General features: G+C 69.5%; 13 protein-coding genes. All 13 read left to right on the top strand.

What is annotated here, in order from left to right; all coding sequences use genetic code 11:
- Positions 1-135 precede the first annotated feature (135 nt).
- The 13 genes from ACXJKJ_RS13555 (at position 136) to ACXJKJ_RS13495 (ending at position 13,501) form a co-directional block, all read left to right on the top strand.
- A complete protein-coding gene (locus ACXJKJ_RS13555) occupies positions 136-1,827 on the top strand; it encodes a hypothetical protein (RefSeq protein ID WP_457390469.1) in 1,692 nt (563 codons plus the stop codon).
- Positions 1,828-1,865: 38 nt separating this feature from the next.
- Entirely contained in the window at positions 1,866-3,569 is a 1,704-nt protein-coding gene (locus tag ACXJKJ_RS13550) for a hypothetical protein (protein ID WP_457390468.1), read from the top strand.
- A gap of 142 nt (positions 3,570-3,711) precedes the next feature.
- On the top strand, positions 3,712-4,731 hold the full coding sequence (gene dctP, locus ACXJKJ_RS13545; RefSeq protein ID WP_457390467.1) for a TRAP transporter substrate-binding protein DctP: 1,020 nt from the start codon (positions 3,712-3,714) through the stop codon (positions 4,729-4,731).
- Between the two features lie 7 nt (positions 4,732-4,738).
- Positions 4,739-5,314 carry a TRAP transporter small permease gene (locus ACXJKJ_RS13540; protein ID WP_457390466.1) on the top strand — a complete coding sequence of 192 codons (576 nt, stop codon included), beginning with the start codon at positions 4,739-4,741 and terminating at the stop codon, positions 5,312-5,314.
- Entirely contained in the window at positions 5,311-6,672 is a 1,362-nt protein-coding gene (locus tag ACXJKJ_RS13535) for a TRAP transporter large permease (RefSeq protein ID WP_457390465.1), read from the top strand. The genes ACXJKJ_RS13540 and ACXJKJ_RS13535 overlap by 4 nt, the downstream gene beginning before the upstream one ends.
- A gap of 10 nt (positions 6,673-6,682) precedes the next feature.
- Positions 6,683-8,347: a malonate decarboxylase subunit alpha gene (gene mdcA, locus ACXJKJ_RS13530; protein WP_457390464.1), complete on the top strand. Its 1,665-nt coding sequence runs from the start codon at positions 6,683-6,685 to the stop codon at positions 8,345-8,347.
- Between the two features lie 7 nt (positions 8,348-8,354).
- The gene (gene mdcC / locus ACXJKJ_RS13525; RefSeq protein WP_457390463.1) at positions 8,355-8,672 is read left to right on the top strand and encodes a malonate decarboxylase acyl carrier protein; all 318 of its coding nucleotides are present in this window, start codon (positions 8,355-8,357) and stop codon (positions 8,670-8,672) included.
- The gene (locus ACXJKJ_RS13520) at positions 8,672-9,532 is read left to right on the top strand and encodes a biotin-independent malonate decarboxylase subunit beta (RefSeq protein ID WP_457390506.1); all 861 of its coding nucleotides are present in this window, start codon (positions 8,672-8,674) and stop codon (positions 9,530-9,532) included. Before mdcC ends, ACXJKJ_RS13520 begins: the two co-directional genes overlap by 1 nt.
- Entirely contained in the window at positions 9,532-10,233 is a 702-nt protein-coding gene (locus ACXJKJ_RS13515; RefSeq protein ID WP_457390462.1) for a biotin-independent malonate decarboxylase subunit gamma, read from the top strand. Before ACXJKJ_RS13520 ends, ACXJKJ_RS13515 begins: the two co-directional genes overlap by 1 nt.
- A 3-nt stretch (positions 10,234-10,236) precedes the next feature.
- Positions 10,237-10,869, top strand: coding sequence for a malonate decarboxylase holo-[acyl-carrier-protein] synthase (gene mdcG, locus ACXJKJ_RS13510; RefSeq protein ID WP_457390461.1), 633 nt, complete (start codon positions 10,237-10,239; stop codon positions 10,867-10,869).
- On the top strand, positions 10,866-11,696 hold the full coding sequence (gene mdcB, locus ACXJKJ_RS13505) for a triphosphoribosyl-dephospho-CoA synthase MdcB (RefSeq protein ID WP_457390460.1): 831 nt from the start codon (positions 10,866-10,868) through the stop codon (positions 11,694-11,696). Before mdcG ends, mdcB begins: the two co-directional genes overlap by 4 nt.
- Positions 11,697-12,611 (top strand): ACP S-malonyltransferase, encoded by a 915-nt coding sequence (locus tag ACXJKJ_RS13500; RefSeq protein WP_457353110.1) that lies wholly within the window; start codon positions 11,697-11,699, stop codon positions 12,609-12,611.
- A gap of 146 nt (positions 12,612-12,757) precedes the next feature.
- Entirely contained in the window at positions 12,758-13,501 is a 744-nt protein-coding gene (locus ACXJKJ_RS13495; RefSeq protein ID WP_056201512.1) for a PEP-CTERM sorting domain-containing protein, read from the top strand.
- Positions 13,502-13,575 lie beyond the last annotated feature (74 nt).

The raw sequence follows: 13,575 nt of genomic DNA, 5'->3' as shown, positions 1-13,575 counted from the left end.
CTGTCATCGCTCTGAAGAGCCATCGCGGCCGTGGCATGCATGGCTCTCCGATGACTGCCGCCATGGCCTGTCGGGCGGATGGCAGCCGCGCACCCGGTCGGCACAGTGCCGCCACCCCAATCGACCGGAGTCCACATGACCACCACTGCTTCCCGTTTCCCCCTCTCCCTGCTGATCGCCGCTGCGTTGACCGCCTGTGGCGGTGGCGGCACCGATGCCGCCACCGGCAGCCCGGCCCCCACGCCGCAAACGCCACAAACGCCGACGCCCACCACGCCGCCGCCCACCGCAGCAGGGTTCAGTTTCACGCTGGACACGGGCAAGGCCATCGTCTGGCAGGGCCAGCAGGCCAGCGTCGCCGTCGCCGTGCAGCGCGATGCCGGCTTCACGGACGCCATCCAGTTCAGCGCCGAAGGCATGCCCGCCGGTGCAACGACCGCAGCGCTCAGCGTGCCCGCCGGCAGCAACGCCGGCACGCTGACGCTGCAGGCCGCCACCACGGCACCGCACTCGCTGCCGACCAGCGTCACGATCAAGGGCGCTGGCGGCACGGCCAACGCCAGCAAGCCCCTGACGGTGACGGTGCGCGGCCAAGCGGGTGACATCGACACCAGCTTCGGCGGTGGCACGCTGGTGACGCCGGGCGGCATCACCGATGACTACGTGCGTGGCGTCACGGTGCAGGCCGACGGCAAGGCCGTCGTGGCCGGCTTCGGTGTCTTCGGCGCCACCACTGGCACCGACTTCATGCTGGTGCGCCACCTGCGCGACGGCGGCCTGGACCCGAGCTTCGGCAACGGCGGCAAGGTCAGCACCGCGTTCAACAACGGCGGCCGCAGCGATGAGGCCCAGGCCGTGGCCGTGCAGGCCGACGGCAAGATCCTCGTCGCCGGCAGCAGCGACCAGGGCGCCAGCGGCTATGACTTCGCGCTGGCCCGCTACAACGCCGATGGCACGCTGGATACGAGCTTCGGCAGCGGCGGCCGCGTGACGACCTCCTTTGGCAACGGCGCCGACAAGGCCTACGCCCTGCTGCTGCAGCCCGACGGCAAGATCGTCCTCGGCGGCGACAGCAGCCAGGGCGCCAACGGCAGCGACTTCGCAATGGCCCGCTACAACGCCGACGGCAGCCTCGACGCCAGCTTCGGCAACGGCGGCAAGGTGCTGACCGCCATCGGCAGCGACGGCGCGCGCGAGACCATCTACGCGCTGGCGCTGCAGACGGCCGCAGGCGTGTCCCGCATCGTCGCCGCCGGCGGCGAAGGAGACTTCATCGCCGCCGCCTACCGCGCCGACGGCACGCTGGACGCCGGCTTCGGCACCGCGGGCATCGTGCGCGGCCTGTTCGGCAGCGTCACCGGCGCGGCGCGCGGCGTCGTCGTCACGGCCGACAGCAAGCTCGTGCTGGCCGGCCACCGCGACCATGATTTCGCCGCCGTGCGCCTGCTGCCCAACGGCGGCATGGATGCCAGCTTCGGCACAGGGGGCCGTGCCGTCGTCGCGGTCAGCGCCGACAACTGGGACGAAGCCACCGCCCTCGTGCAGCAGGCCGATGGCCGGCTGCTGCTCGGCGGCTGGATGTACACCGGCAACAGCTCCAGCGCCGACACCGTGCTGCTGCGGCTGAACAGCGACGGCAGCCGCGACACCGGTTTCTCCCCCAACGGCGTCCGCGTCACCGCGGTGGCCAGCGGCGTGCGCACCGACTCAGGCCGCGCCCTGGCCCTGCAGCCCGACGAACGCGTGCCCACGGTGCGCGTGCTGCAGGCCGGCGAAGCCAGCGGCAACAGCGACCTGGACATCGTGCTGATGCGCCATTGGCTCTGAGCCCCGACCTGACGCCTGCGCAACTTCCTGGAGCCCTCATGTTCTCGCCTCGATGCCTCGCGCCCCTGTGCGCCGCCCTGCTCATCCTTGCTGGCTGCGGCGGTGGTTCCGACCCCGCCACCACCGACACGCCGGGCACCCCCTCCACTCCCACAACGCCGTCCGCACCGGCCCCCAGCGTGCAGATGGCGGCCCTGTCCGGCTCGGCGCAGCACGCCACCCTCTCCTGGAGCGGCGGCAGCGCGGGCACTGCATGGCGCCTGGAGCGCCGCCGCGAGGACGGTGGCGAGTACGCCCTCGTCGCCGAGGTGGACAGCGGCGCGGGCCTCTGGCTGGACGGCGGCCTCAGTGCCGACACCGGCTACAGCTACCGCCTCAGCCGCACTGACGGCAGCGTGCTGGCCACGGCCACGGCCCGCACCGGCACCGAGGCGGTACTGACAACGGCCGCCCCGACGGCGGTGGGCGCGGGCATCCCGCTGCCCTTCACGCCCACGACGAGCAGCCTGCGCCTGGCGGACGGCAGCCTGCAGCTCGACCTGCCCGCCGGCAGCCTGAGCCAGGCCGGCACTGCGACGCTGCAGCCCGTCACCAATCCCCTGCCCGATGGCGTCGGCCCGGGGCTGAGCCTCAGCCTACCCGAGCGCCCGGCCCGCACGCTGACGCTGTCGATGCGCTACGGCGCCGACGAGGATGTCGACGAGGTGCTGCAGGACCGCATCGCACTGCAGCAGGCCGACGGCAGCTGGTGGCTGCTGCCGCTGGCCGCCCACGATGAGGGCCAGCGCCTGCTGCAGGTCAGCCTGCCACCCGGCCTGTGGGTGGAGGAGCAACCGGCCGCGTCTGCGCAAATGGCCCGTGCGGCGGCCACCTCGGTACGCGGCGTCAAGGGCCAGTTTGTGCGCGTGAAGGCGCACAAGCTCGTGCCCGCCTCGGCCAGCGTGCGCACCCTCGGCAGCCAGCGCTTCGTGCCCGTCAGCATCTATGTGATGCGCGGCAGCCAGCCCTGTGAGGCGCAGACTGGCGAGGAGTTCTGCCTGCCCACACCGGTGCTGCGCGATGTGCAGGTGCCGGTGCTGAATACCAAGGCCGGCTTCCAGCGCCAGTGGACGCTGGAAGGCAGCACCACGCCCGACGCCACCCTGGGAACGCTGGCCCTTGAGCCCCAGGCCGGCATCGTCTACACCGCGCCAGCTCAGGTGCCCGCCACCAATCCGCTCACGCTGCGTTTCCGGAGCGTCAGCAACAGCAACGGGCGCCACCTGGTGCTGAGCGCAAAGATCCGCGTCACCGAAGACGCCTGGGTCGGCAAGCTGGAGGCCTTCGTCGGCGATCTCGGGGCCGGCCACAAGTACAACCTCGACACCCGCTGGAATCTCGATGCCGCGCAGAGCACCGCGACCCGCCGCGTCTACCACCCCGCCGGCAATGCCGAGCACCTCTACACGGTGGTGGATCCAGTCTGCCAGCACACGGTCACGCCCACGCACATCCCGCTCGCGCAGGCCCAGGCCACCGGCCAGCTCATCGTCGATGAATCCACCAGCCCGGCGCGCTACAAGCTGGACCTGGCCACGCTGTGGAATTCGACGTTGACCGTCAGCTGCCCGACCGGCAGCACCAGCGCGCCGACCAAAGCCGGGCATGTGTGGACCGCCGAGGGCGTCGTCACGCAAGGCCGCATCGCGGGCTCCGACAACGGTCTGGGCGAGCGCAGTTGGGCACTGGGGCGCCCGCAGTGAAATCGTTCGTCGCGTTCAGGGTTTACCCAGAATCGTTGCGGTCGGCGTAAACGTCGGCCGGCGAGGTTGATTGATCGTCCCGAGGGCCGCTCCCACACTGCGGCCGCATACCGCCACTGAATGGCGGACCTGGAGACATCAAGTGACCCTCAATCGCCGTCAATGGCTGGCCGCCACCGCTGGCACCACCACCTCCCTCTGGCTGCCCAGCGCCCACGCCCAGGCGGGCGCGCTGAAGATCTCGCACCAGTTCCCCAGCGGCACGCTCACCGAGGGCGACTTCCGCGACCGCTTGTGCCGCAAGTTCGCCGCCGAGGTGGAGAAGCGCAGCAGCGGCGCATTGAAGGCCTCGGTCTACCCGGGCTCGTCGCTGATGAAGACCAATGCCCAGTTCTCGGCCCTGCGCAAGGGCGCGCTGGACATGAGCCTGGTGCCGCTGTCCTATGCCGGCGGCGAGGTGGCCGAGACCAATGCCGGGCTGATGCCGGCCCTGGTGCCCAGCTACGAGCAGGGCGCGGCGTGGAAGACGGCGGAGGTGGGCAAGCTGTTGTCCAAGGTGCTGGACGACAAGGGCGTCCTCATCGTCAGCTGGGTCTGGCAGGCCGGCGGCGTGGCCAGCCGGGCACGGCCGCTGGTGACGCCGGACGACGCCAAGGGCCTGAAGGTGCGCGGCGGCAGCCGCGAGATGGACATGATGCTGAAACAGGCCGGCGCCTCGGTCATCACGCTGCCGTCCAACGAGATCTACGCCGCCATGCAGACCGGCGCCATGGATGCGGCCATGACCTCGTCGACCAGCTTCATCTCCTTCAAGCTCGAAGAGATCGCCAAGCACCTGACCTCGGGCCGCCAGCGCACCTACTGGTTCATGTTCGAGCCGCTGATGATCTCCAAGGAGGTCTTCAACAAGCTGCCCAAGGCCCAGCAGGACATCGTCATGGCGGTGGGCGCCGAGCTGGAAGTCTTTGCCCGCGATGCCGCCAAGGCCGACGACCAGACCGCCGCCGCAATCTACGCCAAGGCCGGCGCCAAGGTCTACGACATGGACGAGCCGACGCTGAAGAAGTGGCAGGCCATCGCACGCGACACCGCGTGGAAGGACTTCGGCGAGAAGAACGAATCCTGCGCCGCCATCCTCAAGGCCGCGCAGAAGCTGCTCTGAGGCCGCCATGAGCCACGGTTTTGAATTGCAGCCGGCGGCGGTGGCCGGCATCGACCCCGACACGCCCGCCCTGCTGCGCCCCATCGCGCGCGGCCTGAACTTCATCAACCACGCCATGGTCGTGCTCGGCATGCTGGCCCTGCTGGTGGCCTCCTGCGTGCTGACCTACAGCGTCGTGTCGCGCTATGTGATGAAGGCTTCGACCGACTGGCAGGACGAGGCAGCCGTGTTCTGCCTGGTCGGCGCCACCTTCCTGTGCGGCGCCTTCGTGCAGTCGCTGCGCGGCCACGTCGGCATCGAGGCCATCGCCGGCCTGCTGCCCCGCGCCGTGAACCGCCTGCGCCTGATGCTCGTGGACCTGATGGGCACGGCCTTTTGCGCCTTCTTCGCGTGGAAGTCCTGGACGCTGTTCCACGAGGCCTGGGCCGAGGGCCAGACGACCTCGTCGTCCTGGGCGCCGCCGCTGTGGATTCCCTACGGCCTGATGGCCCTGGGCATGACGCTGCTGAGCCTGCAGCTGCTGGTGCAGCTCACCGCTCGCGTCAACGGCTTCTTCAAGCCTTCACAAGGAGTGCTGGCATGAGCATGCTTTTACTGGGCTCGCTGTTCGGCGTCGTCACGCTGCTGTTCATGTTTTCGGGCGCACCGATCGCGTTCGCGCTCGGCAGCGTGGCCGTACTCTTCATGGCCATCTTCATGCCGGCCTCAGCGCTGGACACGGTCACGCAGAACGTCTACGAGGAGATGGCCAGCATTACGCTGCTGTCCATTCCCCTCTTCATCCTGAAGGGCGCGGCCATTGGCAAGTCACGCGCTGGGCAGGACCTCTACGCTGCCATGCATGTGTGGATGGGCCGCATCCCCGGCGGCCTGGGTATTGCCAATGTGTTCGCCTGCGCGCTGTTCGCGGCCATGGCCGGCTCCAGCCCGGCCACCTGCTCGGCCATCGGCAGCGCCGGCATCCCGGAGATGCGCAAGCGCGGCTACTCGCCGGGCTTTGCAGCCGGCATCATCGCGGCCGGCGGCACGCTGGGCATCCTGCTGCCGCCGTCCATCACGATGATCCTGTACGCGGTGGCGGCCGAGCAGTCGCTGGGCCGGCTTTTCCTGGCCGGCATCATGCCGGGCGTGCTGCTGGTGGCGCTGTTCGCCGGCTACGCGGCGCTGCGCTACCGCAAGGAGTACGCGCTGGCCGAGGCCGAATACAAGCGCACCGGTGCCGCCTCGGCGCTGCTGGCCAACGAGACCTTCACCAACCGCCAGAAGTTCGAGATGCTGCCGCGCGTCGTGCCCTTCGTGCTGCTGCTGATCGGCGTCATGGTGGCGCTGTATGGCGGCTTCGCGACGCCGTCGGAAACCGCCGGCTTGGGTGCCCTGCTGGCGCTGGCGCTGATCGCCGTCATCTACGGCGTGTGGCGGCCCAAGGACGTGGCGCCCATCCTCCAGTCGACGCTGAAGGAATCGACCATGCTGATGCTCATCATCGGCATGTCGCTGCTGTTCTCCTACGTGATGAGCTATCTGCACATCAGCCAGTCGGCCGCCGAGTGGATCGTCGGCATGCAGCTGTCCAAGTGGGTGCTGCTGGCCGCGGTGCTGCTGATGGTCATCCTGCTGGGCTTCTTCCTACCGCCGGTCAGCATCATCCTGATGACGGCGCCCATCATCCTGCCGCCGCTGAAGGCCGCCGGCTTCGATCTGATCTGGTTCGGCATCCTGATGACCATCGTCATGGAGACCGGCCTCATCCACCCGCCGGTGGGGCTGAACATCTTCGTCATCAAGAACATCGCGCCCGACATCGACCTGCGCGACATCATCTGGGGCGTGCTGCCCTTCGTCGTCCTGATGCTGCTGGCGGTGCTGCTGATCTGCATCTTCCCGGGCATCGCGACGGGCCTCCCCGACGCCGTCATGGGCGTCGCCGCCAAGTCGCATTGAGGAGCCGACGATGAACGCCCCCGCCTGGAACCTGCGCGATCGCCAGCGCCGCGAGCGCCTCTCCCGGGCGGCCGAAATCACCGGCGTGCAGGGCCGGCGCGTCGCCACCGAGGCCATCGTGCCGCTGCTGGAGGCCGTGCTGCAACCGGGTGACCGCGTCTGCCTGGAGGGCAACAACCAGAAGCAGGCCGACTTCCTGGCCCAGTCGCTCACGCAGGTGGACCCGCAGCGCGTGCGCGACCTGCACATGGTCCAGTCGGTGCTGGCCCTGCCCGAGCATCTGGACGTGTTCGAGAGCGGCATCGCCAAGCGCCTCGACTTTTCCTTCTCCGGCCCGCAGGGTGCGCGCCTGGCCAAGCTGGTCGCGGCGGGTGGCATCGAGATCGGCGCCATCCACACCTACCTGGAACTGTTCGCGCGCTACTTCGTCGACCTGACGCCCAAGGTCGCGCTGGTGGCCGCCCACGCCGCGGATGCGCAAGGCAACCTCTACACCGGCCCCAACACTGAGGACACGCCGGCCATCGTCGAGGCCACGGCCTTCTCGGGTGGCATCGTSATCGCCCAGGTCAACGAGATCGTGGACGTGCTGCCGCGCATCGACATCCCGGCCGACTGGGTGGACTTCGTCGTGCAGGCGCCGCGCCCCAACCTTGTCGAGCCGCTGTTCACCCGCGACCCGGCSCAGATCWSCGAGATCCAGGTGCTGATGGCSATGATGGCCATCAAGGGCATCTAYGCCGAGTACGGCGTGCAGCGCCTGAACCACGGCATCGGCTTCGACACCGCGGCCATCGAGCTGCTGCTGCCCACCTATGCCGAGTCGCTCGGCCTCAAGGGCAAGATCTGCAAGCACTGGGCGTTGAACCCGCACCCAGCGCTCATTCCCGCCATCGAGGCCGGCTGGGTCGAGTCCATCCACTCCTTCGGCTCCGAGCTCGGCATGGAGGACTACATCCGCGCCCGGTCAGACGTGTTCTTCACCGGTGCCGACGGCAGCCTGCGCAGCAACCGCGCCTTCTGCCAGGCGGCGGGTCACTACGCCTGCGACCTCTTCATCGGCTCGACGCTGCAGATCGACCTGCAGGGCAACAGCTCCACCGCGACGCTGGGCCGCATCACCGGCTTTGGTGGCGCGCCCAATATGGGCGCCGACGCGCGCGGCCGCCGCCACGCCAGCCCCGCGTGGCTGAAGGCCGGTGCCGAGGCCCGTGCGGGAAGGCAAGGCGCCGCCGGCACGCCTCGTGGCCAGAAGCTGGTGGTGCAGATGGTMGAGACCTTCCGCGAGCACATGCAGCCCGCGTTTGTCGAACGCCTCGACGCGTGGACGCTGCGGGAACAAGCCGGCATGGCCCTGCCGCCGATCATGATCTACGGCGACGACGTGAGCCACATCCTGACCGAGGAAGGCATCGCCAACCTGCTGCTGTGCCGCAGCGACGAGGAACGCGAGCAGGCCATCCGCGGCGTCGCTGGTTACACGGCCGTGGGCCTGGCGCGGGATGCGCGCATGGTCGAGAACCTGCGCGATCGCGGCGTCATCAAGCGGCCTGCCGACCTCGGCGTCGACCCGCGCGACGCGACGCGCAACCTGCTGGCCGCGCGCAGCATGCGCGACCTCGTGCGCGCCTCGGGCGGCCTGTACAGCCCGCCCAAGCGCTTTCGCAACTGGTGAGGACACGATGAACGCCCCTGGTCTCGAAACCCTGGACTACTCGTTCACCGGCACGCGCCCGGCCGGCAGCTTCACGCCGGTGCTGGTCGGCGTCGTCGGTTCCGGCAACCTCGAAGTGCTGCTGGAGCCCGCGGCCGGCAGCGACTGCCACATCCACATCGAAACCTCGGCGCGCGGCTTCAGCCCGATCTGGTCAGCCGTCGTCAGTGACTTCCACCAGCGCCACCAGCTCGCCGGAGTGCAGCTGTCCATCCACGACATGGGCGCCACGCCCGCCGTCGTCAGCCTGCGGCTGGACCAGGCCGCGCAGGAGCTGCAGCCGTGATCACTTCCTACGCTGAATGCTCGGCGCGCGAGCGCCTGACCGGGGTTGTTGATACTGGCAGCTTCCACGAGTGGCTGCCGCCCGCGATGCGGCTGACCAGCCCCCACCTGGCGCAGCTTGGCGTGCCCTCCTCTTTCGACGACGGCGTGGCCATTGGCCGCGCGACGCTGGCTGGTCAGGAGATCTTCGTCGCGGCCCAGGAGGGCGAGTTCATGGGCGGCGGCGTCGGCGAGGTGCATGGCGCCAAGCTCGTTGGCTGGCTGAAGCGCGCCCAGCGCGACAAGCCGCGCGCCGTGCTGCTGCTGGCCGAGTCCGGCGGCGTGCGTCTGCACGAGGCGAATGCCGGCCTCATCGCTGTCTCCGAGGTGATGCGCGCGCTGTTGGACGTGCGCGCGGCAGGCATCCCGGTCATCGTGCTGATCGGCGGGGCCAATGGCTGCTTCGGCGGCATGGGCATCGTCGCGCGCTGCGCCGACCACATCGTCATGAGCGACCTGGGCCGCTTGGCCATGTCCGGCCCCGAGGTCATCGAGGCTTCGCATGGCGTCGAGGAGTTCGACTCACGCGACCGCGCGCTGGTCTGGCGCACCACCGGTGGCAAGCACCGCTGGCTGACTGGCGACTGCGACGTGCTGGTGGAAGACGACGTGGCCGAGTTCCGCGCGGCAGCCATTGCGGCGCTGGATTCGGGGCGGCCGGTCACGCTGGAACTGCTGGAAGCCGAGCACGCGCGGCTGAGTGCGCGGCTCACTTTCGACGGCTCCGAAGCCATTGCGTTGTGGGCTTCGCTCGGCGTACAGAGCGCCTCCCACGTGCCCGACCTCGACGTGGCCGGTGTGCTGGCCCTGGGAGCCCGCTGATGGACTGGCAGACGCTTGCAACCCAACTCTTCGGCGCCGATCACGGCATCACGCGCGACGGTGATTTCCTGCGCGGCGAGGTCGAGTTCGACGGCGAGCCCATCGCCGTCATCGGCACCACCAACCACGCACCCATCGGCGTGCAGCTCGCGCTGACCCAGGCCCGCGCAGTGCTGGACACGATGGCCCAGCACCCCGGCCGCGCCATCCTGCTGCTGATCGACACCCAAGGCCAGCAACTGCGCCGCCGCGACGAGCTGCTGGGCATCAACCGAGCGATGGCCCATCTGGGCATGACGATCGACCTCGCCCGCCGGCGCGGCCACCGCGTGCTGGGCCTCGTCTACGACCAAGCCTTGTCCGGCGGCTTCATCACCTCGGGCCTCATCGCCGACGCCTGCGATGCACTGCCCGAGGCCGAGATCCGCGTCATGCGCCTGCCGGCCATGGCCCGCGTGACCAAGCTGCCCGAGGCGCTGCTGGCCCAGCTGTCCGAATCCAACCCGGTGTTTGCACCAGGCGTGGGCAACTACGTGGCCATGGGCGGCGTGCGCCGGCTCTGGCAAGGCGATCTGGCCGTGGCCCTGCGTGAGGCGCTGGCGGATGCGCCGACCGATGACCGGCGTGCTGAAGATGGCGCCGCGCGCGGCGGGCGGCAGATGGCCGCAGCGGTCGCGCAGCGGGTGCTCGACGCCGCCTGAACCATGGCCGCGCTGCATCGCCACCAGATCGCCTGGCTGTCGGCCGTGGGCTGGCAGGGCCTGCTCGGCGGCAGCTGGGACGCCGAAGCCCTCGACTGCCTGGGTCACTGGGCTGCGCGAGGCCTGCCCCTCGTCGTCACGCGCCAACGCGACGACGACGGCATTGCGTTGGGCCTGTGCGCGCCGAGCCGCTGGGGCCATCGACGCATTGCGCTGCGCGTCGAGCGCACCGAGGTGCTGTACTTCGACGAGTTCCCGCGCCTGGACCAAGTCCTCACCCAACTGCCTCAGAGCACCCGCGCACCCGCCCGCCAGCTGGCCCTGGCCCTGCAGGCCTGCGGCGCAACGGCCCGCGTCTACGGCAGCCATGGCTGGCAACACATCACCGGACTGCAGCATGTGCGCGAGGGCTCGGATCTCGACGTGTGGGTAGGAGTCGGCAGCAAGGAACAGGCCGATGCCGCGGCCGCCGCATTGAACGCCTTCGCCTCGCCCTCCCGGCGGCTCGATGGCGAACTCGTCTTCGACGGCAACGCCGCCGTTGCCTGGCGTGAGTGGCTCGCCTGGCGCAGCGGTGGCCCGCAGGCTCTGTTGGTGAAACGGCTCAACGGCGCTTCGATGGAGGCGCTGGCATGAGGCCACATCGCGCGCTGGCGCCCAGCGCCCCCACGCCCCAGCAGATCGGCCGCGCCGCTACGCTCGCGCTCTATGACGAGCTCGCGTTGTCACCCAAGCCCGGCCTCGTCACGCTGACCGACCGCGGCAGCCATGCCGACATGGACGCCCACACCTTCATGCGCAGCCTGTTCGCGCTGCGCAGCTACTTCGTTCGTATCGCCGAACTGGGGGGCGCTAGCGCGCCCTTCGAGGCGCTGGAGCGCTGCGGCATCGCGGCCGAAGCCCGCATGCTGGCCGCCACGGGCGGCATCAACACGCACCGCGGCGCGATCTTCATGCTGGGCTTGCTGTGCGCTGCAGCGGGCGCGCTGGGCCAACAACCCACTCCCGCCCTGATCAGGCAGACGCTGCTGACGCGCTGGGGCGAGACGCTGGCCGCTCGCGCGCAGCGCCCTCCCACGCTGCCCGGCGGGCTGGCTGCGCAGCGCTTTCAACTGCGCAGCGCTTCGACCGAAGCCGCTCTGGGCTTTCCGACGCTGTTCGAGACGGCCGAGCCGGCCTTGCGTTCGGCCCGGGCGCGCGGCCTTTCGGCGGCCGCGGCCCGGCTCGACACCTTGTTCGCCGTCATGGCCGTGCTGGACGACAGCAACCTCGCCCACCGCGGCGGCCTCGAGGGGTTGCGCTTCGCGCAGGCCACCGCGCGAGACTTCCTCGCCACGGGTGGTGCATCCCAGGGCCTCGAAACGGTCCAAACGATCAGCGCCGAGTTCGTGCGCCAGCGCCTGTCCCCCGGTGGCGCGGCCGACACGCTCGCCGCCGCCTGCTGGCTGGAACGCCTGAGCTGAATGGGCCTGGCGCTGCTCTTCCCCGGGCAGGGCGCACAGCACCCGCAGATGCTGCCCTGGCTGGACGCACAGCCCGCTGCCAGGCCGGCGCTGGATGCCCTGGCCCGGCACCTGGGGCCGGGCTGGCGTGATCGCCTGGGTGACTCGGCCTGGCTGCATGCCAATCCAGTGGCCCAGCCGCTGCTGACGGGTGTTGGCATCGCGGCTTGGCAGGCGCTGGCGGCGCGCTTGCCGCCACCCGTGGTGGTGGCGGGCTACAGCGTCGGCGAGCTGGCCGCATTCGCGGCGGCGGGTGTGTTTGACGCCTCAACCGCCCTCGATCTCGCGGCTGTTCGCGCGCAGGCCATGAGTGACAGCGTGGCCGGCCAGGACACGGGGCTGCTTGCTGTTCAGGGCCTGAACGCGCTGCGCCTGGCCCAAGCCTCCGCAGCCTCGTTGGCGATTGCGATCCGCATCAGCGCGGAGCGCGTCATCGTCGGCGGCGTTGCGGCCGAACTCGACGCCAACGCAGCCCGCTGGTCCGCCGCTGGCCTGCGCTGCACGCGCCTGCCCATTGGCATCGCCTCGCACACGCCGGCCATGGCGGCTGCGGCGACGGTATTCGCACGGCACCTGGCGACGGTCAGTCTCCAGGCGCCACGCACCGCCGTGGTCTGCAACTTCACCGGTGCTGCCAGCAGAGTCCCCGCCGCGCTGGCGGCCGCACTTGCCGGCCAGATTGCCAGCACTGTGCGATGGGACGACTGCATGGACAGCATTGCCGAACGCGGCGTTCGCTGCGTGCTGGAAATCGGCCCCGGTGCCGCATTGGCCTCCATGTGGCGCGAGCGGCACCCCGACATCCCGGCGCGGTCGATCGACGAGTTCCAGGCGCCGGACGGCGTGCTGGGCTGGCTGGGCCGGCAACTCAGCTGAGCTGTAGGTGTTTTCTCTGGTATGACCACATTGGGTATAAATGAGAAACTGGTAATACCGCAATGAGCTCTGGCTCAGACGTCACCAGGCAACTCAAATCCCACGGGCGTCTCGCCCGGTCCGCTAACAACACGCAGGAGACCATCGTGCATCGATTCAAGTACGTCATCAGCGCAGCACTGCTCGCTGTTTCGCAAGTGGCCGCCGCGGATACCGCCGAAGCGAGCATCAGCAACATCAACTTCAGCACTTCCCAGGGATGGGCCCAGGTGTTCAAGGGAGTCACTTGGCTGCCGCTGCCATCGGGCGCATCGGTTGCGCTGGCGGATCCAAGTTTCAGCGACACCGCCAGCGGCTGGCAGGGAGATGTGATCGGTGCATCGGTTGCCTCTGCTGGCTCCATCGCGGAAGCCAAGTTGACTGCGACAACCGCCACCGACAACTCCCGCAGCTTGAACGGCGTGTCCGCTTCGGCGAAGGTCAACGTCACCGGAGGACAGTCCGGTTGGGCCAACGCGAAGGTTTTTGATGGTTTGTTCCAGGCCAGCGAAAATGCAACCGTCACCGTGACCGTCGCCTTGAGCAGCCTGCAGGTCAGTGGCCCTCACGGGCAGGCGAATGTCTACATCGACTTTTGCAGTTGGGCGGAAACCTGCGCTCCCGGCAACTACACGGAAGCCTTCATCGACTCGTCCTTCCCGAACTACACCGGCCCGACGCTTTTGAGCGCCACCTGGACGAATCCGGGAGAGGCGGGCTTTTTCAGAATGGCCATCGGTTTGGCGGTGTCTGCCGACTCCGTGACCGCCGTTCCGGAACCGGCGACCATGGCCCTCTGGCTGGCCGGCCTGGCAGGTGTCGGCGCACGTCTTCGCCGCCGCAAAGATTAGTTGGCTCGTCTCCGAGTCGGCCAGGCACACGTTGACCTGGTTTGGTCGCGCGATCTCCAACGGGATCGCGCGAC

The organism is Roseateles sp. P5_E1 (assembly GCF_054049335.1).
Note: the sequence above shows the minus strand (reverse complement) of the source record. Positions and strands in the feature narration are given on the sequence as shown.

Coding starts and splice junctions, on each gene's coding strand:
- mdcB (WP_457390460.1), top strand. CDS start 10,866: ATGAGGCCACATCGCGCGCTGGCGCCCAGCGCCCCCACGCCCCAGCAG.
- ACXJKJ_RS13515 (WP_457390462.1), top strand. CDS start 9,532: ATGGACTGGCAGACGCTTGCAACCCAACTCTTCGGCGCCGATCACGGC.
- ACXJKJ_RS13550 (WP_457390468.1), top strand. CDS start 1,866: ATGTTCTCGCCTCGATGCCTCGCGCCCCTGTGCGCCGCCCTGCTCATC.
- mdcC (WP_457390463.1), top strand. CDS start 8,355: ATGAACGCCCCTGGTCTCGAAACCCTGGACTACTCGTTCACCGGCACG.
- ACXJKJ_RS13500 (WP_457353110.1), top strand. CDS start 11,697: ATGGGCCTGGCGCTGCTCTTCCCCGGGCAGGGCGCACAGCACCCGCAG.
- ACXJKJ_RS13540 (WP_457390466.1), top strand. CDS start 4,739: ATGAGCCACGGTTTTGAATTGCAGCCGGCGGCGGTGGCCGGCATCGAC.
- ACXJKJ_RS13555 (WP_457390469.1), top strand. CDS start 136: ATGACCACCACTGCTTCCCGTTTCCCCCTCTCCCTGCTGATCGCCGCT.
- mdcG (WP_457390461.1), top strand. CDS start 10,237: ATGGCCGCGCTGCATCGCCACCAGATCGCCTGGCTGTCGGCCGTGGGC.
- ACXJKJ_RS13535 (WP_457390465.1), top strand. CDS start 5,311: ATGAGCATGCTTTTACTGGGCTCGCTGTTCGGCGTCGTCACGCTGCTG.